We start from the raw sequence: 23,433 nt of genomic DNA on the forward strand, positions 1-23,433 counted from the left end.
TTCACACAATTTATAAGATGAAACTTAGATCAATTTTTATTGTGGCAGGAATAGTTCTTGCCAGCAATTCTTTATATGCCCAATACACAAGTGATGTGCTACGCTTTTCGCAACCAGAACTTGGTACAACTTCAAGATTTAAAGGCTTAGGTGGTGCACAAACTGCTCTTGGTGGCGATGTTAGTTCATTATCAGGAAATCCTGCAGGTTTAGGTTTTTTCACTAAATCTGAATTTACCTTTACTCCAGAATTTAACAATTTTAAAACCGGTTCTGAATATTTAGGCAATAATTTATCTGATAAGAAAAGCAAAGCTGGAATTAACCAGGTTGGTTTAGTATTTTATTCTCCAAAAAATAAATCAAAAGGTTCTAATTTGAACGATGGATGGGTTAGCGTAAATTTTGGTGTTGCTTATAACAAAACCAATAATTTCAATCAAAACATCACCTATGGTGGTAGGAATACAAAAAGCTCAATGGCTGATTACTTCGCAAACATTGCAGGCACTACACCAGAGGCAAGTTTAGCATCTGGCTCATTAGAAAAAATGGCTTATGATAATTTCTTAATTGAATATGACCCTGCCGGCTATTTCCCAACAACTGCTTTAAATAATAATCAACAAAATATCATTACCCGCTCAGGTTCTCAATCTGAAGTAAATATTGGTATGGCTGGTAATTATGGCAATAAACTTTATCTGGGTTTATCATTAGGTTTAACAAACGTTAATTACAATTCTGATATTGCTTTCTCTGAAAATGGTAATAATTTAACATTTGCCGGTCAAGATCCTGTTTTTGTAAATGGAACTTACAGTTTAAATTATAATTCTATCCAACAAACCAGAGGTAATGGTATAAACGCGAAACTTGGTGTGATTTACAAACCAGTAAACGAATTAAGATTAGGTTTAAGTTTGATTACACCAACGTGGTATAGCTTAACTGATAATTTTTCAGAAAACTTAAATACCAGGTTCAAGAGAGCTGATGGAACCAATGTACCTGAATACACAAATCCATTATCTAACTATAATTCTGAATACACGCTTAGAACACCTTACCGTGTTAATGGTGGTATAGCCTATATATTGGGTAATAGTGGTTTAATTACAGCAGATGCTGAATATGTTGATTACAGCAGTATTTATTTTTCTTCTAATTTTAGTAATGAAACGATAAATACAAATCGTGATATTCAAGCTCTATATAAAGGCAATTTTAACTACAGAGCAGGTTTAGAATTTAAATTGGTTAATCAGTTTATGATTAGAGGTGGATATTCTTATTCAGGTAGCCCATACAAAAATTTAGATTTTACAACGCAAGCCTATAGCGGTGGTTTAGGATATCGTTTCGATAACTATTATTTAGATGTAACTTACAGACATACTAAATGGGATTCTACAAATTCTCCATACACGATTTCAGCAGATTATCCTGATTATAGTTTTACAGGAGCCGGACCGACCGCAAACTTGAAAAACACTGCAGATAATGTTTTCTTAACTTTCGGCGTAAGATTTTAAAAGAATAAAATTTGAGTTTAAAAGTCCTGGTGAAAATCAGGACTTTTATTTTTTAACAGAAATTAGCTTTTCGCTATATACTGGTCCATTTTCTGTTACACCCTGAATAATGATTTTAAAATCGCCTGTTAAATCACCAGTGGTGAAAATTAATGGTGTTTCGGCTTTATTATCTATTACAGTTTGATAGCTCCAGTAAATTGTGGCAAAATTTATGGGTTCATTTTTATTGGTGATATCCGAAACATAAAATTCTTTCGGTAATTCTATGCCATTTAACACTAAAAAATTTGAACTTGTTTCTTTCTGCAAACACCCGGCATAAATAACCGTTCTGCCATTAGATGGATAAGTTTTTCCTTTTATGGGTAATGTACCAAAAGAATGATTATTGCAATTTAAAATTCCGTATTGGCATACATAATCGCCACATTCATTTACACCTGTTATATTTTGAAAACCAATCGAATTATCGTTAGATTTTTTAATGGTTACTTCATTTAATTTAATTCCATCAAAAGAAGATATATTTTCTGCCGATGCTAAAACATCCATCTTATTGAAGCTATTTTCAAATTTAAATTGCTTTAAAAAGGTTTTAATCTCATCAAAAGGTTCGCTGATTTTAACATTGTACAAAGCGGGATTTTTACCTCCGTAGCTTAACCAAATTTTCTGTGCAGATTCAGTAATCAAGCTATTGTAAGGCAGTTTAAAATAGCCTAAACTATCGGTAAAAACTTGATTTATATTACTTCCGGCAATTGTGGTAAGTTGCAAAGGAGATTTTATGAAATTTTTGCCTTTAGAAATAATTCCCGAATAATCTAACGAAGAAACATCGTTTTTTGCCATTATTTCGATATCTTTTTCATTAGGCCATTTATATTTACGCCAGCCTTTAATTAATAAAACATCTTCCAGATAATTTAAGTCATTAAGCTTTATGCCTGAAACATTTTCAGGCAATAAACCCAAATTATTTTCTAAATAATTATAATCAACAATATTTTTCTTGTTTGCGAGATTAACCCTGTTTGATTGTACAATAGCAATAGAAACTAATCCTTTATTACGACTTTTATCCGTTGGATTTAGTTTCAAATTAAGCTTAACACTATCCCTTGTTAAATACTGTTCTTTAGCCCCATCGATATCCAGCTTTTCTATTTTATCATAATGAGCAAAGAAAATCCGTTCAGCAATTGGACGATACAGGCTATCTAATAAGGTGAGTACATTAATGCCTTTAGGAACAGAATCGAGTTTTATAGTAATTTTAGATGGCTTTGTAGGGCTTAAATTTATATTGGCTAACGAATATAGATGCTCATAATTATGGATAACTACATGCGCTTCGGTTTTTACATTACTTTCGATAAAAAACTTAAGCTCATCATTTCCAACTGCGGCAGGAAATTTCACAATCGCACCAGAATTTAAGCTTTGCGGTAGTTCAAAATTCCCAATCAGAGTTTTATCTTTTATAAGTTTAACAATATACTTTACATTTTTTTCGGGCGATAAATAAAACCAACCCATACCTGATGATTTAGTTACAATCGTATCCAGAACTTTATCATTGGCAAACAAAACACCTTTTGCGCTGATGGCAGAACCTTCAATATCAGTTATCTCCCACCCTACCTTGCCTGGAATTCCGGTAACCATGTATCCACCTTCCGGATAAAAGTTTACCTTGTATTGAACCGACTGATTAAATGGAAGTTCAATTTTTGCATACCGGATGTGTTTGTCCTTTTTAACAGTAACTGAGATGATATTATTTTCAGCAGTAATTTTATCAGCGGGAAAATCAATCATAACCTCACCAATTATGCTGGTTTTCGATTTTCCGCTAAGCAAAATCTTATGCTGCTTTCCAATTACATAACTTACCTCTGCATTTGGAATAAAACGATTATCACCGCTTAGTATCTTCAGCAAAACAGATCCATTGCCGGTTTTTTCGTCTTTAGTTTTAAAAACAGACAAGTTAGCGGTTAAGGGATTTACTTTATTAGATTTTACAGCAATGGATTGTACAAACTCTACATCTGGCTTGCCATTAAGTTTTATATTAGTGTGTGCAATAAACTTAAAATTTCCGTTGAGGATAGAATCTGGCAACCTCAAATTACCCAAAACGAAGCCCTTTTCAATTAAAAACTTCTTTTGTAACACTATCGAACTATCTGCATCGCTAAGCAGCGATAAATATAAAGTGTGGTAGTTGCTTAAATCGGTCGCAGTTTTTAGCAGATAACCCGTAAACCAAACCTGATCATTATTGGTGTATACATTTTTATCAAAGTGGACAAAAAGAGTTGATGAAATGTTTTTTGAGGAATACCTATCTAAAACATTTGCAATACTATCGGCCTTATTTACCTGAGCATTTATTTTTGCTGAAAATAGTAAAATGATAAAAAAAACAGGTAATTTCTTAAGCATATAATAATTGGATGTTGCTTAAAAATGCTCATATTATTTTATAAATGGAAACTAAATAAGTCCTTGTAAAATGCCGCCCTGCTCTGCCATGCGATTAATTTTAGCTTCTACAGTTGCATCTTTAATCAATTCTGGCGCATGGTGTGGTTTTTTGCGGGCATCAATAATCATCGAACCCTTACAACCCCAGTGCTTATCGATTGTAAAATCATTAATACCATAAATATCTGCTGCCGGATTACTTCTTGTAAATGCTACCCAAACCAAATTATTTGTTGTTGCAGCTGTAAATTCAGAATCATCGGCAATTACAATTAACGGCAAGCCTGATAAATCTTTATCAATTAAAGAGATATTTAATTTGGCAATCTCTGCTGCAGTTTTTTCAGCGTTTTGATATTTATCAGCCTGTAAAACTAAAACACCAGGCATTGCAATTTTAGGCTTAGAAAATCCTTCAGCGAGAACTAAGTCAGGAAGTTCATTCCAAAGTGCTCGTTTTTTATTCCCGGCTGCCGCGATAACAACTTTTGAACCACTATTTAATCCGGCGCCGCTATAATCTAAAGTATCTATCGTAGTATTGGTATAAAAGTGCAAATCTGTTTTTAAATCTATTCGTTCTAAAACATGCTGAATAAATTCTTCAATATGATGTGTGCTTAACGCCTCATTATCTTCCTTCGCCGCAATAAAGAGATATTTAGCTAAGCTTAACTGGTTTTTACCTAAAATATGATTCGCAATCGTTAAAATTTCTTGAGGTTTTCGCTCCTTCAGATATGGAGTATACCTTTCGCTACCGATAGCAAAAAGTAATGGATGTACACCTGCGGCATCTACCGCATGAACTTCTTTCAATCCATGAATTTCCTGAGGAATGGCAGAACCAGTAATTTCATGAATTAAGGCACCGAAACTTGTATCTTCCTGAGGCGGTCTACCAACTACGGTAAACGACCAAATCGCATCCTTTTTATGGTAAACGTTATGTACTTTCATTAAAGGAAAAGGATGCGTTAAGCTATAATAACCTAAATGGTCGCCAAAAGGCCCTTCGGGCTTATTCTCATTTGGATAAACTGTTCCGGTGATGATGAAGTCTGCATCAGCTGAAATACAAAAACCTTCATCATCATAAAAGTATCTGAATCTTCTTCCACCCAGTGCACCTGCAAATGTCATTTCAGATAAACCCTCTGGCAATGGCATAACAGCCGCAAGCGGATGCGAAGGTGGCCCACCTACAAAAATGCTTACTTTAAGTGGAATCCCTAATGCGTTAGCTTTAGATTGATGAACACCGATACCACGATGAATTTGATAATGCAAGCCTATTTCTTTGTCTTGAATGTAATCGTTTCCACCAAGTTGAATGCGATACATGCCAAGATTAGCATTTAAAACACCAGGTTTATCAACATCTTCGGTGTAAACTTGAGGCATAGTAACAAACGGACCACCATCCATTGGCCAATTTACAATTTGAGGTAATTTGCTGATATCTGTTTTCAGGAAATTACGTTTTGCCGAAGGCGTTTTCATTGGCAAAGCAGATAGTGCTGTAAGGGCCGAACCAGCGTATTTGAAAGGCTTTTTAAGCGCTTTCATTGGATCTGAACGCAACCCAACCAACTGTTGAACTTTCGGTAAAGTATCTCGAAAGATAAATTTGGAGCGTTCTAAAGTGCCGAATAAATTAGAAACTGCCGGGAAAGGACTTCCCTTAACTTTTTCGAAGAATATAGCCGGACCATTATTTTCATAAATGCGTAAATGGATTGCAGCCATTTCTAAATATGGGTCGACTTCCTCTTTTATCCTAAGTAAATGACCATGCTTTTCTAAATCGGTAATGCATTCTGCTAAACTTTTATACGCCATGCACAAAGATAAATGCTGAAGAACAAAAAAGCCACAGATTAGCAGATTTAAAACGAAATCTACAAATCTGTGGCATGAAATACTATTATCTTATTTTTTACCTGCAAACGAGCGAAGCATCCAGGTATTTTTTTCTTTAAATTGCATAAAGCGGTTTACCATATCGTTTGAACCATCATCCCCTGCTTTATCAGTTTCATCCAATAATTGGCGCTCAATATCTATTAAAGTTGCCATATCTTGTAAAATTTCATCAACCATATCCATGTCTTTCATGCCAATGGTGTTTACCTCTTTAATTTGCGATTCTTTGATGTAATCGGCAAAACGACTATGAGGTGGCTTGCCTAAGGTTAAAACACGTTCTGCAATTTCATCGATAGTTAATTGCGCATTTGTATACAACTCCTCAAACTTTACATGTAAGGTAAAAAAATTCTGACCTTTAACATTCCAGTGGCAACCTCTTAATTTTTGGTAGTGGATATGATAATTTGCCAAATAATCATTCAGAAGATCAACCACAGGTTTTACTTCTTTTTCATTTAAACTTATCTCTTTAGCGTCCATTTTTATATTTATATTTAATGTCTCTCTAACAAACAAATAAACTAAAAGTTTCGCGTAAAGTTTAATTTAAACAATACCGTAATTATATGTTCGTTTAATAATCATGGCTGCTAAAAACAGCACATTGTTACATAAATATAATTCATAAAAAATCTGGGAAAAGCATTACTTAATCGTATTTCAAACCGCAAAAAACCTATTCTAAGTTCAGTTGGTTTTAATATTATTCGTATAATTGCTACCCTTTATAAAAATTTAGATAAAAATAAATGTATAAAATAGGTTTATCAGCACTGCTTTTTCTTGCTCTAAATGCATCTAAAGCAAAGGCAAATCATATCGTTATCGATTCAATAGGCGTAGAAAATAACAACGGAAAAAAGTTAATTGTTCATCAAGCTGCAGCAAAAGATACATATTACTCAATAGGCAGGCGTTATAATGTTGCTCCAAAAGAGATAATGGCCTTTAACGATAATAAATATCTTCAGATAGGTGTAATTATTAAGGTGCCAACCAATGTTCCTTTTACAAACACTAACCCTTCAACCCATGCACAAACAACGCCAAACAATAATGGCGAACATATTGTAGTGGCAAAGGATAATTTAAATATGCTGGCCGAAAAATACGGTACAACTATAAATGAATTAAAATCACTGAATAACCTTTCCAGTACAAATTTAAGAATTGGACAGGTTTTAAAAATTCCGGTTAAAAACGGAGCAACGCCAGCTCAAAAAACAGATGTTCCTGCTGTTAAAAAAGAAACCGCAACTGCTGCTGTAGAACCTTTAAACAATAACAGCGAAACATTAATTGAGCACGAGGTTAAACCGAAAGAATTTTTAGGCAAAATTGCGGAAAAATATGGCACCACCGTTGATGAAATAAAAAGAGTAAATAATTTAAGTAGCATAAATTTACGCATTGGCCAGAAGTTAAAAATACCTGCCACCAAAAATATCGACGAAAATAAGGTAGTTACAACAGCAGAAGTTCCTGTAGCTAAAGTTGAAACGCCAATAACTAAAGCTACACCAGTTATTAAAGATGCGGTTGGCACACACACCGTTAAACAAGGCGAAAATATTTTCAGCATTGCAAAACAATATGGCTTAACAGCTTATCAAATCAGGAGAAATAATAATCTCGAGGATAATAATTTGTCAACAGGTCAGGTTTTAAAAATTCCATCTGATATTGTTACAGATATTCCTCCTGTTAAAGAAACAACTGCACCGCCAATCGTTAAAGAAACACCAAAAGAAGAAAGCTTTATTTACAACGTAAGTGCTGGCGAAACGATTTTTTCTATTGCAAAAAAATTCAACCTTACGGCTTATCAAATCAGAACTGCAAACAAGTTGAATGATAATACGGTTACTGTTGGCCAAAAATTACTAATTCCAAAAGCACCAGAGCCTAAATCAGTTGCAGAGTTAGCAAAAGAAGATCAGGATAGTAACCCGGATAGCACTTCATTTAAAGACCCAAAACTTCGCGGAGCACCAAGTAAATATGGCTTAAGCCAAATTGATGAAAAAGGAGCTGCTGTTTCAATTTCTGACCCGGATTTAGACGCAAGTAAAATGTTGGTTCTACATCGTACAGCGCCAATTGGCACGATAATAAAATTAACTAACCCTATGACAAACCGTACAGCCTTAGCCAAGGTTGTTGGTAAATTTACCGAGAACGAATCGACAAAAGATGTTATCATTGTAATGACTAAAGCAGTAGCAGATTCTTTAGGCGCATTAGATAAAAGATTTTACTGCAATTTAACGTACGGTGTGCATGAGCTTGAATAAAAAACCCTTTATAATTGGTATTGCCGGAGGAAGCGGTTCCGGAAAAACTTTCTTTTTAAACTGTTTTCTCCATCATTTTAAACAAGATGAAGTAACATTGGTTTCTCAGGATGATTATTACATCCCGGCAGGAGAAATGACCCAGGAAGAAAACAAGCTTTACAATTTTGATTTACCTTCTACCATTGATAGTGAACAATTTTTACGAGACATTAAACAATTGATGAATGGTGAAGTTGTTTATAAAAAGGAATATAATTTTAATAATCCATTAGCGGTTGTTAAAATACTTGAAATAAAATCTGCCCCTATTATTATCGTTGAGGGATTATTCATCTTACATTTTAAAGAAATTGCAGCATTATTAGACCACATGATTTTTATTGATGCTGATGAACAAGTTGCTTTAGATAGACGCATTAAACGCGATGGTTTGGAAAGAGGATACCCTGAAGATGACGTTCTGTATAAATGGCACAACCATGTTCTACCAGCCTACAAAGAATATTTGTTGCCTTATAAGGATAACTGTAATAAAATCGTATTTAACAATAGCGATGAACCCGATGAAATTATTTCGATTACAGAAGAAATATCTGTCGATTTAAGGAATAGAATATTAATTGATAATTAAGGGAGATATCAAGACCTGTCATCCTGAGCTTGTCGAAGGACTTACCGTAATTTTATTTACGGCGTTTCAACGACTTTTTCCGACACTTCGGGAAGCTCAGCCTGACAAGGAAATGGTAGGATAACAATTTAGTTTAAAGCCTTTTGCTTAATACCTAATCTAATTTCATTTCAGGAATTTCCCCTTCTACAATAAGTTTGCCCAAGGTAGATTGCCTGATGAAATCTACACTCACACCAGGAGCAATCTCTAAAAGTTTAAAACCACCTTCTGGTAAAATATCTAAAACGGCTAATTCGGTAACAACCTTTTTTATACACTTAACACCTGTTAAAGGTAATGTACAAGCTGGTAACAATTTACTTTCACCCGCTTTATTGATATGCTGCATGGCCACAATTATATTTTTTGCCGAGGCAACCAAATCCATAGCACCGCCCATACCTTTAACCATTTTGCCAGGGATTTTCCAATTGGCGATATCGCCGTTTTCAGAAACTTCCATCGCACCTAAAATGGTTAAATCAACTTTTTGTGCTCTAATCATTCCAAAACTCATAGCCGAATCAAATATTGATGAACCAGGCAATGTGGTTATGGTTTGTTTACCTGCATTAATTAAATCAGCATCTTCTTCGCCTTCAAACGGAAACGGACCCATACCTAACAATCCATTTTCAGATTGAAGTACAATATTTATGTTATCGGGAATGTAGTTTGCCACCAACGTAGGTATGCCAATACCAAGATTAACATAATATCCGTCTTTTATTTCTTTAGCTATGCGCTGTGCAATTTGTTCTTTTGATAATGACATAATTTTCGAATAATTGAATTTTGAATTAAAGTATGATTCAATGAAGATTCAAATTACCTCTTCCTCACTGTTCTCTGTTCAATTCTCTTTTCATAATTTTTTCCCTGAAAAATTCTGTGAACGTAAATGCCCGGTGTATGAATATAATCTGGGTCTAAAGTTCCGGCTTCAACCAATTCCTCTACTTCGGCAATGGTAATTTTACCTGCCATTGCCATAACCGGATTAAAATTTCTACTTGTAGAACGGAAAATTAAATTTCCTGCGGTGTCTCCTTTCCAGGCTTTTACAATTGCGAAATCTGCATCAAAAGCAAATTCCATTAAATAATCTTTTCCATTAAAATTTCTGATTTCCTTACCTTCAGCTACTTCAGTACCCACACCTGCAGGTGTAAAAATGGCAGGCATACCATAACCAGCCGCTAAACAACGTGTTGCAAGCGTTCCTTGAGGGATGAGTTCTACTTCAAGTTCACCGCTTAAAAGTTGTCTTTCAAATTCAGCATTTTCACCAACGTATGAAGAAATCATTTTTTTTACCTGACGCTGCTTTAACATCAAGCCAATTCCGAAATCATCTACCCCAGCGTTATTAGAAATACAGGTTAAATCACTAACTTTTTTGCTAACTAATGCATTAATACAATTCTCCGGAATACCACAAAGGCCAAATCCGCCAAGCATTATTGTAGAACCGTCAGATATATCCCGGATTGCTTCTTCAGCGCCTGATACAACTTTGTTTATCATTTTATGAATTTTTGGTTAGGTCGCTAAATTACAAAACATAAATTTAAATCTACATTTTGACATAAAGACACCCTAATGGAATAATCAATTGGAATTAATCTAAATAAGAACTATTTTTGTAGCGCAATGATTTACGAGCGAGAAGACATCACATTTATTCCAACAGATCCTGAAATTCAAAAGGGCATTGGCTTTATTTTTAGCTGCATGGCAGACCATAAAAAGTGCTGCGAAAAATTTAAGAAAGGCAAACGCTGTAAAAAGTGCCCAGGCAACAAGAAAAAATAAAGCTTTAATATTCTTAATTTAAATACACATAGGTTATTCCATCTCCACCTCTATCTGCGTGTTCATCTTCCATCCTATCAACCTGGCTATATTTACGTAAATATTCACGAATCATTTTCCTTAAAATCCCATCACCTTTTCCATGAATAAGTTTAATAGATGGGAAACCAAGCATTAATGCTTTATCTAAATATTTTTCAACTTCAAATAGGGCATCTTCAGTTCGCTTACCTCTTAAATCTAATTCTGCTCTAAAACCAGAAACGGCATCGTTCATTCTGCCGGCAAAAGAATTACCTGAACTTTGAACTGCTTTTTTAGCTTCGCGGTTGCTAATTTTCTGAACCCTGCTCTTTTTAACATTGGATCGTAAATCGCCTATAGCCAAAACCAAATCGTTTCTGTTAATCTCTAAAACAAGGCCGGTGGTTTCGCTATCATTAAATTTTACGTAATCTCCTATTTCGATCTCGCCGCCTAGCACCACAGGCTGAGGTTTAGGTTTTTCAACTTTAACTTCATTTTTTACCAATTCCTTTTGCAAATTCTGCCTTAATTCTTTGGTTGCAACTTTATCTGCCTGCTTTTCTTTTATTTCAGCAATGGTATTTTCAACAAGTTTATTTGCATTTTTGATGATGTTTTGCGCCTCTTGCTTGGCTTCTTTAATCAAAACTCTTCGGTTTTCATCTAAAAAAGCCTTTAGCTTTTCGTTTTCTGCGACAAGATTTTTGGCTTTATTTTGTTGATTAGCCAGACTAACTTTTGCATCGTAAATGGTTTTCTTTTCACGTTCCAAATCAACCAGCATCGTATCAATCCGGTTTTGGTTAGAGCCTGTTTTTTCTCTCGCCAGTTGGATTACATCTTTCGGTAAGCCAATATTTTGAGCAATCTCAAAAGCATAAGAACTTCCCGGTTTACCCATTTCAAGAATATACAAAGGCTTCATTTTTGAGTTATCGAAAAGCATTGAAGCATTTTCTAAACCATTTGTATTGCCTGCAAATAGCTTCAAATTTGAGTAGTGCGTGGTAATAACACCTCTAACTTTTTTGTTATTTAAAACTTCTAAAACGGCTTCTGCCATCGGCCCGCCAAATTGCGGGTCGGTTCCGGTTCCAAACTCATCAATTAAAACCATCGTTTTTGGCGATGCGTGTTCTACAAAATAACGCATCTTGGTTAAATGGGCGCTGTATGTACTTAAGTCACTTTCAATAGATTGATCATCACCAATATCTGCAAAAATATTATCGAAAATACCAACCTCGCTATTTGCATCCACTGGGATTAACAAACCGCTTTGCAACATAATCTGCAGCAAACCCACCGTTTTCATACACACAGATTTACCACCAGCATTCGGTCCTGAAACCAACACAATTCGGGTTTCAGTATCAATATGAATATTTAATGGTGTTACCGTTTTTTTATCAACTGCAAAGGATAAAAGCAATAAAGGATGTCTGGCATTGATAAGCTTCGCCTTTGGCTCTTTTAATAAACCCGGCATTTCTGCCTCAATTTCTATGGCGAATAATGCTTTTGCTCTAACAAAGTCTAACTTCGTTAAAAACCCGTGATACGATAATAGCAAAGGAGAATACGGACGCAATTCATCCGTTAAGGCAACTAAAATTTTGATTATTTCTCTACGCTTATCAAATTCTAAATCTCTTAACTTATTATTTAAAGCAAAAACTTCTTCAGGCTCTATGTAAACGGTTTGCCCGGTGGCCGATTCATCGTGCACAAAACCTTTCAGCTTGCGCTTATTTTCTGCAAGAACAGGGATACACATCCGCCCATCTCTAATGGTTAAACTTCCATCTGCAACCCAATTGTTTGCAATTGCCTGCTTGTAAATGGAATCCATTCTTTTTCTTACATCTTGCTCTGCTTTGGCGATGGATGCAGTAATATCCTGCAATTCTTTTGAAGCATTTGGCTTGATTTTTCCTTTCGCATCAATCACCTGCTCAATTTTACGAAGTATATTTTTCTCAATTGGCAGGTGTTCAAACAAGGCTTCGAGTGTTGGATAAACTTCTGCTCTTTCTTCAAAAAACCTTAAAACAGAAAAAACAGTTTGCAACGAGGTATAAATCTGAAACCACTCCTCTTCTAAAAGATAAGTACCTTCAACTCTAATTTTTTCAATTAAAGATTTGATATCAAAAAAGGTATTAATTTGAAGTGGCTCCTGGTTTTGGATAATACTTTTAAACTCATTCGTTTGACGCAAAAATTTATCAATCTGGTCAAAACGATTCATAACCTGCATTTTCGATACCATAGTTTGCCCCATGATACTCAAGCAATGCCTGCTAATTAATTGCTTAACTTCTAAAAAGCCTAAGCGCTCTAAACAATTTTCGGGATATAACATACTTATTTCACTTCCAATCCTATACCCAATTTTGCTTTTTTGGTAGAATCGGCCTTTTCCATTACTTTCTTTTGTCGCTCCAATTTATTGGAGATTACTTTATAAACCTCAGCCAACTCTGTTGGGTGTGCATAATAATAAGCCATACTCTGAGCATGTTTTGCAGAATCAGTTCCGTACCTTTTAAAAATACCCTTGTAATAAGCTGAAGCAACTTTCTTTGATGAATCCGAATTCGCTATTGTTGAAATGTAGCCATCTACAACATGAATATCATACAAAATACGCTGCAGTTTTTCTGGAGGAGTTATATTTTCTGGTCTCTTTTCTTTGCAGGCCAATAAAAATGCTGATGCCAATACAAAGTAGATTAAATTTCTCACGCTTAATTAATTGTTATTTTTTGCCAAAATTGCGACAAGGTTGTTAATTTTACACAAAAATAGGTATAAATGAGCATAGCTGATAATCTTAAAAAATATAAAACAGAGGTAGAAACAGATAACGTGAAGCTGATTGCCGTTTCAAAAACACAATCTAATGAAGCTATTTTAGAAGCTTATAATGCCGGCCAAAGAATTTTTGGCGAAAACCACGTTCAGGAGCTTGAAGATAAGGAAGCAGAATTACCAAAAGACATCGAATGGCACATGATTGGGCATTTGCAAAGTAATAAGGTTAAATATATTGCACCATTTATTTCACTCATACACGGAGTAGACAGTTTAAAATTACTTCAGGAAATTGATAAACAAGCAAAGAAAAACAAAAGGGTAATCGATTGTTTATTGCAGGTTTACATAGCAGATGAAGACACCAAATTTGGTTTAGCTTACGATGAAATTATTGAAATTCTTCGTTCGGAGGAATTTTCTAAATTAGAAAACGTACGCATTACCGGATTAATGGCTATAGCAACCAATACAAAGAACGAAAAACAAATTACCATCGAATTTAATGAGCTAAAAGTGCTTTTTGATGGCATTAAACACAGCTTTTTTAAAGATGATGCTTACTTTAAAGAAATATCGACAGGAATGAGTGCCGATTATAAAATAGCCATCGAAGAAGGCAGTACCATGGTAAGAATAGGAAGCGGCATTTTTGGCAAAAGAATTATAAAACATTTTAAAGCCAATCCATCAGAAAATTAAATATGGAAGTAAACATTAGAGTTGCAGTTGCAGATGATTGTATTAGGCTCCTTGAGTTAATAAACGAGCTTGCTGTTTATGAAAAGGCGCCTGAAGAGGTAACCGTAAAATTGGATCATTTTATAGATGCAGGTTTTGGTAAAAACCCGGTTTGGAAAGCCTTTGTTGCCGAAGTTGATGGCATTATTGTAGGTTTTGCGCTGTATTACACCCGTTATTCTACCTGGAAAGGTTGCAGATTATATTTAGAAGATTTTATTGTAACAGAAAGCTTTAGAGGTAAAGGAATTGGAAAAATCCTCTTTGAGGCCGTTATTAACCAGGCTAAAAATGGTAATTATAGCGGTATGGTTTGGCAAGTATTAGATTGGAACGAACCCGCCATTAATTTTTACAATAAGTACGCTGCAAATTACGAAGCTGGCTGGTTAAACGTAGCCCTATCTGAAGACCAGCTTAAAAATTTATAATCCATGGATATTTTTAAATTCGGTGGTGCATCTGTAAAAGATGCAGAAGGTGTTAAGAATTTAGCAGGTATTGTTCGCGATTATAAAAAGGGTGAATTATTGATTGTAGTTTCTGCAATGGGCAAAATCACTAACAAATTAGAAGAACTTAATACAGCATATTTGAATCAGAGTGAAAACGCTCATTCAATTTTTGATGAGGTTAAACATTTCCATTTTGAGATTATTGAAGCTTTATTCGAAGGAAAACACAATCCGGTTTATGATGATGTAGCAAATACTTTTGTAGAAATTGATTGGTTATTAGAAGATGAACCCGATAACGATCCGGATTATATTTACGATCAAATCGTATCAATCGGCGAGGTGGTTTCAACAAAAATTGTTGCAGCCTGGTTAAACGAAACCGGAAATAAGGCACTTTGGACTGACGCCAGAAATTACATTAAAACCGATAACACATACCGAGAAGGAAGGGTAGATTGGGCTAAAACAAATTCAATAATCGATAAAGATTTAAAGCCTCTAATTGCCAATAATATCATTGTAACACAAGGTTTTATTGGTGGTACAAGTGAAAATTACACCACAACGCTGGGTAGAGAAGGTTCTGATTATTCGGCTGCAATTTTTGCTTCTTGCCTAAATGCCGCGGCACTTACCATTTGGAAAGATGTGCCAGGAGTTTTAAATGCAGACCCAAAATGGTTTGATGAAACGGAAAAAATCGACCAGCTATCTTACCACGATGCGATTGAACTTACGTATTACGGAGCAACAGTAATTCATCCTAAAACCATAAAACCACTACAAAATAAGGGAATTCCGCTTTTTGTACGCTCGTTTATTACACCAGAAGGCAATGGAACGGCAATCACAAAAGATAATAATCCATTACCTGTTCCTTCATTTATATTTAAAGTAAATCAGGCACTGATTTCTATCTTCCCGAAAGACTATTCATTTATCATCGAAGAAAACCTTAGTAATATATTCGATTTATTTCATAAACACAGAGTGAAGATTAACACCATGCTAAATTCTGCAATTAGTTTTTCGGTTAGTGTAGATGATAATGAAGAGAAAATCACTAAGCTGATTAAAGAGTTATCAACGCAATTTAATGTAAAATACAACAAAGAGCTAGAACTGGTAACCATTAGATACTATAACCAGCAAACCATTGAAAGAGTAACCATAAATAAAGATATTTTGTTAGAGGTAAAAAGCAGACATACTTGCCAAATGGTGATGAAAAATAAGGCTTTGTAAAGAATGAATATTGAGATTTTAGATAATGCTGTACAAGAGTATATCAATTTAAACTTAAACAATGATGTAAATAAAATTGCATTATCTAAATCTCCTTTTAAAAACATTTCTGCTGCAGAACTTGCCAATCAGATTGTAGCCAAAAAAAAAGCAGAGAGGAAATTACCTTCCTGGTACCACACCGAAAAAATTTATTACCCTTCTTCCCTATCTATCGAGCAAACTTCATCAGAAATTACTGCAAAATACAAATCTAGGTTGGCTAAAGGCAAAAGACTTATCGACCTTACCGCCGGTTTTGGTGTAGATGCTTATTATTTCTCAAAATATGTTTCTGAGATAACACATTGCGAAATCAACGAAGATTTATCTTCTATTGCAAAACATAATGCAGTGCAGCTAAAAACAAAGAATATCATTTTCAAAGCTGTAGACGGACTGGAATACCTCGAGAATTCAAAAAATATATTCGATACTGCTTACATCGATCCGGCGAGAAGAGCAGAAAAAGGAAAGGTATTTTTATTAAAAGATTGTACGCCTGATGTAGTTAGTAACCTTGATAAAATCTTAACCAAAACAAATACACTATTAATAAAAACTGCTCCCTTATTAGATATAGCTGCTGGCTTAGCTGAATTAAGATACGTGTCTGAAATCCATATTGTAAGCGTAAAAAATGAATGCAAAGAATTGGTGTGGGTTATAGATAAAGCTGTTTCAGGAGCAGCAAAAATTATTGCAGTTACCTTAAACGATACTGAAAAGAAATTCAATTTTTCTTTAGCAGAAATGAATGTTGAGGCACTTTATGCTGAGCACATAAATGGTGGCGAATACTTGTATGAGCCCGATGTAGCGCTTTTAAAATCTGGTGCATTTAACCTTATTGGCTCAACATACGGTTTAAAAAAACTGCACCAACAAACTCAACTATATGTTTCTTCAAAGATTGAATCAACCTTTCCGGGTAGAATTTTTAAAATCATTTCAATAATAAAAGGTAATGAATTGAAGAAAATTAAAAATTTATGCGGTAATGTCATCGTTAGAAATTATCCTGCGAAAGCAGAAGACTTGGTTAAGAAATTTAAAATAAAGAGTGAAAAAAATGGATTTTTAATTTTCACCAGGAACGTTCGAAATGAATTAATCGTAATATCAGCACAGATAATTCAATATTATTAACCATAAAAAAAGTCTTCCACTGTTATGAAAGACTTTTACAGGGATGTTAAAAGTATATGTTGTTAAACCTTTTTAACGTTTACTGCTTGCAAACCTTTTCTACCTTCTGCTACTTCAAATTCAACCTGATCGTTTTCTTGCAAACTCTCAATTCCACCCAAAACATCCTTAAAATGTACAAATAAATCTTTATTGTCTTCTTGAACAATAAAACCAAAACCTTTCTGCGTATTAAACCATTTAACTTTTCCGGTTGCCATAAAAAAAATAAAAAATAATATAGAAATTAAACCCTTATTGCTTTGTTTCTAATTTTTACACCACCAATTGAAAAGAAAATCACTTAAAACAATCAGAATATGCGCTAATACCGAAATAAAACTATCAAATATAATTAATCAGCCGCAAAAAGGCAATTAATTATTACTAAACACCTAAAAATGATAGCTTATTTGTTCGGCTGAGGTGTAGTTCTTAAATAAGGTTTGATAATTTTATGTCCTTTCGGGAATTTTTCTGGTATATCCTCAGTTTTGATACTATTTACAACAATAACATCGTCACCATCTTGCCAGTCTGCCGGTGTTGCCACACTGTAATTGGCTGTTAACTGCAAAGAATCTATCACTCTTAAAACCTCATTGAAGTTTCTACCTGTCGAAGCCGGATAAGTGATGATAAGTTTTACCTTTTTATCAGACCCAATCACGAATAAAGAGCGAACGGTTAATGTTTCGGAGGCATTAGGGTGAATCATATCGTATAAATTCGCTACAACTTTATCCGGATCGGCAATAATAGGAAAGTCAACTGAAGTATTTTGTGTTTCATTTATGTCGCTAATCCACCCTTTATGTGATTCTGTAGTATCAACGCTTATGGCTAAAACCTTTACATTACGTTTTTCAAATTCACCTTTTAAAGCTGCCGTACGTCCAAGTTCTGTAGTACAAACCGGTGTATAATCTGCCGGATGCGAAAATAATACACCCCACCCATCACCTAAATACTCGTAAAAATCTATTTTACCTATCGATGTTTCTGCCTGAAAATTTGGTGCGACATCGCCTAATCTTATGCTCATAATTATCTGTTTTTTTAAAGTTGATAAACAAATCTAATCAATAGAATAGTAAATACATAGATTTTATATAATTAAAAAGCAATATGCGGTTAAACAAAAAAACCTTGAAGGTTTTAGCCGACAAGGTTTTAAGCATATTAATTTGTTTGGGTAAATTAATTATAAACTTTAATCATGAAAACATAATCTTGCAGTTTTTCTATCTGCTTGGCACGTTTTAATCCTGATAATGCATTTTTACGGTTAGCAGAAATTTTCTTACCTAAAGAATCTTGAGGAATCGCCCGCATGGCATCTAAAATATATTTTGATTTAATTGCAAATGATGCACCTTCAGCCGAAGTTTCTTTACCACTGATAATACCAACAAGGTTACCATTATTATCAAGCAAAGGACCACCACTGTTGCCCGGGTTTAAAGGAATAGCCACCTGATATTGAGTTGTATCGCCAACAAAACCGCTTTTAGAACTTACGTAACCTTCGCCAAGCACGGCATCGTCTTTTGGATAACCCCAGGTATAAACATTTTCTCCAACACCCGTGCTGTTTCTTTTAATAGTATAAGGCAAAGCAGATAAGTTTTTGAAATTCTTATCATCGATTTTCAAAATTGCGATATCATATTCTGGGTCTTTAAGGATAACCTTCACTTTAAAAGATTCTCCCTGGTTATTTTGAATGTAAACCGAATCAGCACCTGTAATCACATGCAAATTAGTAGCGATATAACCATTGGTAGAAACCGCAAAACCTGTTCCGCCGAAGTTTCCAGGATTAGCAGGCAATTTACTAGCCGTAACAGCAGTGCTGCTAATTTTGCGGATTAAGTTATTTTGCGTTTTTACCGCGTTAGTAACTTGTTTGCTTAACTGAACATATTTATCAGCCTGTTGGCTATTATGTTGAATAGAATATATCGAAACAAATGATAATACTAGGAAAGAAGCCGCAACAGCAATTGCAGATCTGTGTTTACGCCACAATTGAATTACGCGAGATGGATGAGGCCTAACTGATGCGGCAAGAGTTTCCACATCAATTTCTGCATGAATTTTATCTAACTGCTCTTTTAACAACAATTGTTGCGCATATTCTTCCATAGTATGTAAGAATACTTTATGCGAAACCACTTTATGATCAACACTTGCATCATTGCGGCGCAGTTGCTCAAAAGCTTCAACCTCCTGTGCACTAAGTTTACCTAATAGATAATCTTCAATAATTGCATCTAACTCTAAATCGTTTCTCATCTCTGTTACTAATGTTGAAAAAATATTTTCTTTAACCTTTGCAAGCACTTATATTTCTGTGTTTTTGCATTGTCTGTATTGGTATAACCAAACTTTTCGCAAATATCCTGCATGGATAAATTGTGGATGTAAAAATCCTGAATAATGGTTTTACAAGGTTCGCCTAAATGGCCCAAAGCAGATTGCATTTTAACAAAAGCAGCATCCTTCTCTTCATGTTGCTCTACATCCTCCTCTACCGCAAACACATCCTCATAATCGGTTATATTACCTGCCTTCTTGCTATTTTGCGCTAATTTCTTAAGCCAAATACGCCGGCATACCGAATAAATATATGTTTTAAGTTTACTGCTTAGCTCAAAATCTCCTTGTTTTATCTTATTGTATAAAACAATTATGGCTTCCTGATAAACATCTTTCGCATCATCTTCATCCCCATTGTTATTAAGTATAAACTGCAAAACCATTGCATAATATGCTTTATATAACTTGTTAAGGGCATCTTCTGAGTTATTTAGAATACCTAAAATAACCTCTCTATCTGTTGGAACTGAACTCTTTAAACCGTTATTCACTAGTTAATACTTTTTTCTATAAATAGTAACCCAATATTAGATAAAAAAAATATCTATCGCTACCTATAGTTATTAATACTATCCACAATTGAACGGTAACCCACACCAAAAAAAATAATTTCACTTTTTTTAAAATAATCGGGTTACCTTTTTACCTTTGCGGCATTAACAGTAAATTAATTAATACTTAAAAAAATTTCAAAATGAAAAATGCATTCAAATTAGGCTTTTTAGCTTTAGCTTTATCTTTATCAGTTGTAGCTTGTAACTCAGAGAAAAAAGCTGAAGGTGCTGATTCAACTGCTGCTGATACTTCAGTTTCTGCAACTGCTGATTCTGCTGCTGCAACTATCGATTCTGCTGCTGCTAAAGTTGATTCAGCTGCTGCTAAAGTTGATTCTGCTGCTAAAGCTCACTAGTCAATATTTAAAAGACAAGAATAAAAGGCTTTTGAGTTTTCTCGAAAGCCTTTTTTCATTCAACCCCTTTTTATTTTAACCAAAATTTTATCCTAAAATGAAAAACACATATAAATTTGGCTTTTTAGCTTTAGTTATTTCTTTAACGGTTGTTGCTTGTGGCTCAGAAAAGAAATCTGATGAAATTGATACAACATTGGTTGATTCTTCTACAATTGCGCCACCTGTAACAACATCAGTTGATACAAATACTGTTGATACTGTTGCTATAGACTCTACCAAAAAGCCATTGTAGCGCCAGAAGAAAAATATTTTAAAAAAAAATAAATTTTTTGGGTTACCTTTTAAATATTCAGGTATTAACTGGTAATTAAAACGTTTATATAAACCTTAAAACAAATCCAAAAATGAAAAATGCATTCAAATTAGGCTTTTTAGCTTTAGCTTTATCTTTATCAGTTGTAGCTTGTAACTCAGAGAAAAAAGCTGAAGGTGCTGATTCAACTGCTGCTGATACTTCAGTTTCTGCAACTGCTGATTCTGCTGCTGCAACTATCGATTCTGCTGCTGCTAAAGTTGATTCTGCTGCTGCTAAAGTTGACTCTGCTGCTAAAGCTCACTAGTCAATATTTACAATATTTAAAGGCTTTGATTAATTTCAAGGCCTTTTTTGTTTTTATAGCAATATTCTTAGTAAACAAAACTCCTCAAAATCCATCAATTGTAGTAAATTTGCGGCTTAAATATATTCCGCATAATGAATTTAACCTCGCTACAAGCAATCTCACCAGTTGATGGTCGTTATAGAAAAACTACAGAAAATTTAGCCGCTTATTTTTCAGAAGAAGCGCTCATTAAATACCGTGTTTTCGTAGAAATTGAATATTTCATTGCATTATGCGAAATAAACCTTCCCGGTTTAGAAAAATTTGAAAAGTCCCTTTATCCCCAACTTAGAAAAATCCACGAAAATTTTTCAGAGGCTGATGCTTTAGAAATTAAAGAAACAGAAAAAGTTACCAATCATGATGTTAAAGCTGTTGAGTATTTTATCAAAAGTAAATTCGACAATTTATCATTACAAGACTACAAAGAGTTTATACATTTTGGCTTAACCTCTCAGGATATAAACAACACAGCAATCCCATTCTCCATCAAGTTAGCCTTAAACGATAGCTATTATCCGGCTATAAAATCCCTGATTCAAAAAATAGAAGAACTTTCTTCTGAATGGAAAGACATCCCGATGCTTGCACATACACACGGACAGCCCGCATCTCCAACTAAACTGGGTAAAGAATTTTTAGTTTTTGCAGAGCGATTAAACATCCAGCTTGGAGCACTAAAAGCAATTCCAAATAGCGCAAAATTTGGTGGTGCAACCGGAAATTTCAATGCACACCATATTGCTTATCCACAGGTAAAATGGGTAGATTTTTCGAATAAATTTGTTAACGATACTTTGGGTTTAACTAGAGCACAACACACAACCCAAATTGAGCATTACGACCAATTTGCCGCACAATGTGATGCTTTAAAAAGAATAAACAACATCATCATCGATTTAGATAGAGACATCTGGACTTACATCTCCAAAAACTACTTTAAGCAAAGGATTAAAGCAGGTGAAATTGGTTCATCGGCTATGCCGCATAAAGTTAACCCGATTGATTTTGAAAATGCAGAAGGAAATGCTGGAATTGCAAACGCTTTATTTGAATTCTTTGCAGCTAAACTTCCAATCTCTCGCTTACAAAGAGATTTAACAGACTCTACCGTTCTAAGAAATGTAGGCGTTCCGTTTGGGCACACTTTAATTGCTATAAACGCTACGCTTAGAGGGTTAAATAAGATATTACTAAATGAAGCTGCCTTAAACGCCGACCTGGAAGATAACTGGGCGGTTGTTGCCGAAGCCATTCAAACGGTTTTAAGAAGGGAAAACTATCCAAATCCATACGAAGCTTTAAAAGAATTAACCAGAACAAATTCAAAAATAAATGCAGAAAGCATTGCACAGTTTATTGAAGGATTATCAGTTTCTGATGATGTTAAAGCAACTTTAAGAACCATTACACCATTTAATTATACAGGCGTTTTTTAGGCGATTAAATTGACGCTAAACAGACAGCAGAAAAAAGCTTTATTAATCTTTATTGCTAATTTTGTGTATCAAATTGATTAGACATGACCATTAACGTATATACAGAACAAACTCCTAACCCGGCAACCATGAAATTCATGGTGAATAAGCTGTTAATTAACGGAAGTGAAGATTTTGCGACAAAAGAAAGTGCAGAAAATTCTCCTTTTGCAAAAGAGTTATTCAAATTCAACTTTGTATCAGGTGTATTTTTCGCAAGTAATTTCGTTACCATAACAAAGGCTGACGATGCTGAATGGGCAGATATTGAAGCTATTTTAAAAGAGTTTGTAAAAGGTGCAGTAGAATCTGAATTAAAAATAAAAGAAGCTACGGCTGATGAAGCACCTAATTTTGAAGGTTCTGAAACTGAAATTAAAATTCAACAGATTTTGCACGATTACGTTCGCCCTGCGGTAGAACAAGATGGTGGCGCAATTACTTATAAATCTTTTGATGAAGGTGTTGTAACGGTAGAACTTCGCGGTTCTTGCAGTGGTTGCCCTTCTTCAACAATTACATTAAAATCTGGTATCCAGAATTTACTACAAAGAATGGTTCCGGAAGTTACTGATGTAGTTTCAGAAGCACTATAGAGATTTCTATCATATCCACAAAAAAAAGCTTATCAACCGATAAGCTTTTTTTGTTTGTGCTCATTTTTTGGGGCTTAATAAATATAGATTCGTCATTGCGAGGCACGAAGCAATCTTTTAAAAATAAATTATTATTAAG

23 protein-coding genes are annotated in these 23,433 nt (G+C 34.5%); 12 read left to right on the plus strand and 11 right to left on the minus strand.

The features are described 5' to 3' along the window. Positions 1-17: 17 nt before the first annotated feature. Positions 18-1,535, plus strand: a complete 1,518-nt coding sequence (locus LUA90_RS09890) for an OmpP1/FadL family transporter (protein WP_231490831.1) — start codon at positions 18-20, stop codon at positions 1,533-1,535. A 45-nt stretch (positions 1,536-1,580) separates the two neighbouring features. Here LUA90_RS09890 and LUA90_RS09895 read toward each other — a convergent pair whose 3' ends face one another. The 3 genes from LUA90_RS09895 to LUA90_RS09905 form a co-directional block, all read right to left on the minus strand. Next, entirely contained in the window at positions 1,581-3,989 is a 2,409-nt protein-coding gene (locus tag LUA90_RS09895) for a hypothetical protein (protein ID WP_231490832.1), read from the minus strand. A 51-nt stretch (positions 3,990-4,040) separates the two neighbouring features. After that, positions 4,041-5,873, minus strand: a complete 1,833-nt coding sequence (locus LUA90_RS09900; protein WP_231459316.1) for a UbiD family decarboxylase — start codon at positions 5,871-5,873, stop codon at positions 4,041-4,043. A 90-nt stretch (positions 5,874-5,963) separates the two neighbouring features. Further along, positions 5,964-6,443 carry a Dps family protein gene (locus LUA90_RS09905; protein ID WP_231459315.1) on the minus strand — a complete coding sequence of 160 codons (480 nt, stop codon included), beginning with the start codon at positions 6,441-6,443 and terminating at the stop codon, positions 5,964-5,966. A 269-nt stretch (positions 6,444-6,712) separates the two neighbouring features. Here LUA90_RS09905 and LUA90_RS09910 point away from each other — a divergent pair, with 269 nt between their 5' ends. Beyond that, the gene (locus LUA90_RS09910; RefSeq protein ID WP_231490833.1) at positions 6,713-8,257 is read left to right on the plus strand and encodes a LysM peptidoglycan-binding domain-containing protein; all 1,545 of its coding nucleotides are present in this window, start codon (positions 6,713-6,715) and stop codon (positions 8,255-8,257) included. Beyond that, a complete protein-coding gene (locus LUA90_RS09915) occupies positions 8,250-8,891 on the plus strand; it encodes a uridine kinase (RefSeq protein WP_231459942.1) in 642 nt (213 codons plus the stop codon). The genes LUA90_RS09910 and LUA90_RS09915 overlap by 8 nt, the downstream gene beginning before the upstream one ends. A 154-nt stretch (positions 8,892-9,045) precedes the next feature. Here LUA90_RS09915 and LUA90_RS09920 read toward each other — a convergent pair whose 3' ends face one another. The 4 genes from LUA90_RS09920 to LUA90_RS09935 all read right to left on the minus strand — a co-directional run bounded on the left by LUA90_RS09920 (position 9,046) and on the right by LUA90_RS09935 (position 13,523). Beyond that, a complete protein-coding gene (locus LUA90_RS09920; protein ID WP_231490834.1) occupies positions 9,046-9,708 on the minus strand; it encodes a CoA transferase subunit B in 663 nt (220 codons plus the stop codon). A 53-nt stretch (positions 9,709-9,761) separates the two neighbouring features. After that, positions 9,762-10,460 (minus strand): CoA transferase subunit A, encoded by a 699-nt coding sequence (locus LUA90_RS09925; RefSeq protein WP_231490835.1) that lies wholly within the window; start codon positions 10,458-10,460, stop codon positions 9,762-9,764. 301 nt (positions 10,461-10,761) lie between these two features. Beyond that, positions 10,762-13,140 carry an endonuclease MutS2 gene (locus LUA90_RS09930; RefSeq protein WP_231490836.1) on the minus strand — a complete coding sequence of 793 codons (2,379 nt, stop codon included), beginning with the start codon at positions 13,138-13,140 and terminating at the stop codon, positions 10,762-10,764. A gap of 2 nt (positions 13,141-13,142) precedes the next feature. After that, positions 13,143-13,523, minus strand: coding sequence for a DUF4296 domain-containing protein (locus LUA90_RS09935; RefSeq protein WP_231490837.1), 381 nt, complete (start codon positions 13,521-13,523; stop codon positions 13,143-13,145). Between the two features lie 69 nt (positions 13,524-13,592). On the opposite strand from LUA90_RS09935, the gene LUA90_RS09940 reads away from it, so the two are divergent. From LUA90_RS09940 to LUA90_RS09955, 4 genes are read left to right on the plus strand one after another with little or no spacing between them, the layout of a single operon-like run. Then, positions 13,593-14,294: a YggS family pyridoxal phosphate-dependent enzyme gene (locus tag LUA90_RS09940; protein WP_231490838.1), complete on the plus strand. Its 702-nt coding sequence runs from the start codon at positions 13,593-13,595 to the stop codon at positions 14,292-14,294. Between the two features lie 2 nt (positions 14,295-14,296). Beyond that, the gene (locus tag LUA90_RS09945) at positions 14,297-14,764 is read left to right on the plus strand and encodes a GNAT family N-acetyltransferase (RefSeq protein ID WP_231459308.1); all 468 of its coding nucleotides are present in this window, start codon (positions 14,297-14,299) and stop codon (positions 14,762-14,764) included. Between the two features lie 3 nt (positions 14,765-14,767). After that, positions 14,768-16,036, plus strand: coding sequence for an aspartate kinase (locus LUA90_RS09950; RefSeq protein WP_231490839.1), 1,269 nt, complete (start codon positions 14,768-14,770; stop codon positions 16,034-16,036). Positions 16,037-16,039: 3 nt separating this feature from the next. Then, on the plus strand, positions 16,040-17,224 hold the full coding sequence (locus LUA90_RS09955; RefSeq protein ID WP_231490840.1) for a class I SAM-dependent methyltransferase: 1,185 nt from the start codon (positions 16,040-16,042) through the stop codon (positions 17,222-17,224). A gap of 62 nt (positions 17,225-17,286) precedes the next feature. On the opposite strand, the gene LUA90_RS09960 is transcribed toward LUA90_RS09955, so the two are convergent. From LUA90_RS09960 to LUA90_RS09975, 4 genes are all read right to left on the minus strand, one after another. After that, on the minus strand, positions 17,287-17,484 hold the full coding sequence (locus LUA90_RS09960) for a cold-shock protein (protein WP_231459305.1): 198 nt from the start codon (positions 17,482-17,484) through the stop codon (positions 17,287-17,289). 188 nt (positions 17,485-17,672) lie between these two features. Then, on the minus strand, positions 17,673-18,308 hold the full coding sequence (locus LUA90_RS09965; protein ID WP_231490841.1) for a peroxiredoxin: 636 nt from the start codon (positions 18,306-18,308) through the stop codon (positions 17,673-17,675). A 155-nt stretch (positions 18,309-18,463) separates the two neighbouring features. Beyond that, positions 18,464-19,561 carry a trypsin-like peptidase domain-containing protein gene (locus LUA90_RS09970; RefSeq protein ID WP_231490842.1) on the minus strand — a complete coding sequence of 366 codons (1,098 nt, stop codon included), beginning with the start codon at positions 19,559-19,561 and terminating at the stop codon, positions 18,464-18,466. 8 nt (positions 19,562-19,569) lie between these two features. Then, on the minus strand, positions 19,570-20,136 hold the full coding sequence (locus LUA90_RS09975; RefSeq protein ID WP_231459302.1) for an RNA polymerase sigma factor: 567 nt from the start codon (positions 20,134-20,136) through the stop codon (positions 19,570-19,572). Positions 20,137-20,339: 203 nt separating this feature from the next. On the opposite strand from LUA90_RS09975, the gene LUA90_RS09980 reads away from it, so the two are divergent. The 5 genes from LUA90_RS09980 to LUA90_RS10000 all read left to right on the plus strand — a co-directional run bounded on the left by LUA90_RS09980 (position 20,340) and on the right by LUA90_RS10000 (position 23,294). Beyond that, the gene (locus LUA90_RS09980; RefSeq protein ID WP_231459300.1) at positions 20,340-20,555 is read left to right on the plus strand and encodes a hypothetical protein; all 216 of its coding nucleotides are present in this window, start codon (positions 20,340-20,342) and stop codon (positions 20,553-20,555) included. A gap of 97 nt (positions 20,556-20,652) precedes the next feature. Next, positions 20,653-20,850, plus strand: a complete 198-nt coding sequence (locus LUA90_RS09985; protein ID WP_231490843.1) for a hypothetical protein — start codon at positions 20,653-20,655, stop codon at positions 20,848-20,850. 112 nt (positions 20,851-20,962) lie between these two features. After that, entirely contained in the window at positions 20,963-21,178 is a 216-nt protein-coding gene (locus tag LUA90_RS09990) for a hypothetical protein (protein ID WP_231459300.1), read from the plus strand. Between the two features lie 134 nt (positions 21,179-21,312). Next, on the plus strand, positions 21,313-22,659 hold the full coding sequence (gene purB / locus LUA90_RS09995) for an adenylosuccinate lyase (RefSeq protein WP_231490844.1): 1,347 nt from the start codon (positions 21,313-21,315) through the stop codon (positions 22,657-22,659). 83 nt (positions 22,660-22,742) lie between these two features. After that, positions 22,743-23,294: a NifU family protein gene (locus LUA90_RS10000; RefSeq protein WP_231490845.1), complete on the plus strand. Its 552-nt coding sequence runs from the start codon at positions 22,743-22,745 to the stop codon at positions 23,292-23,294. Positions 23,295-23,433: the final 139 nt, after the last annotated feature.

Origin of the sequence: Pedobacter sp. Leaf170, assembly GCF_920984665.1 — a bacterium.
Lineage (GTDB): Bacteria > Bacteroidota > Bacteroidia > Sphingobacteriales > Sphingobacteriaceae > Pedobacter.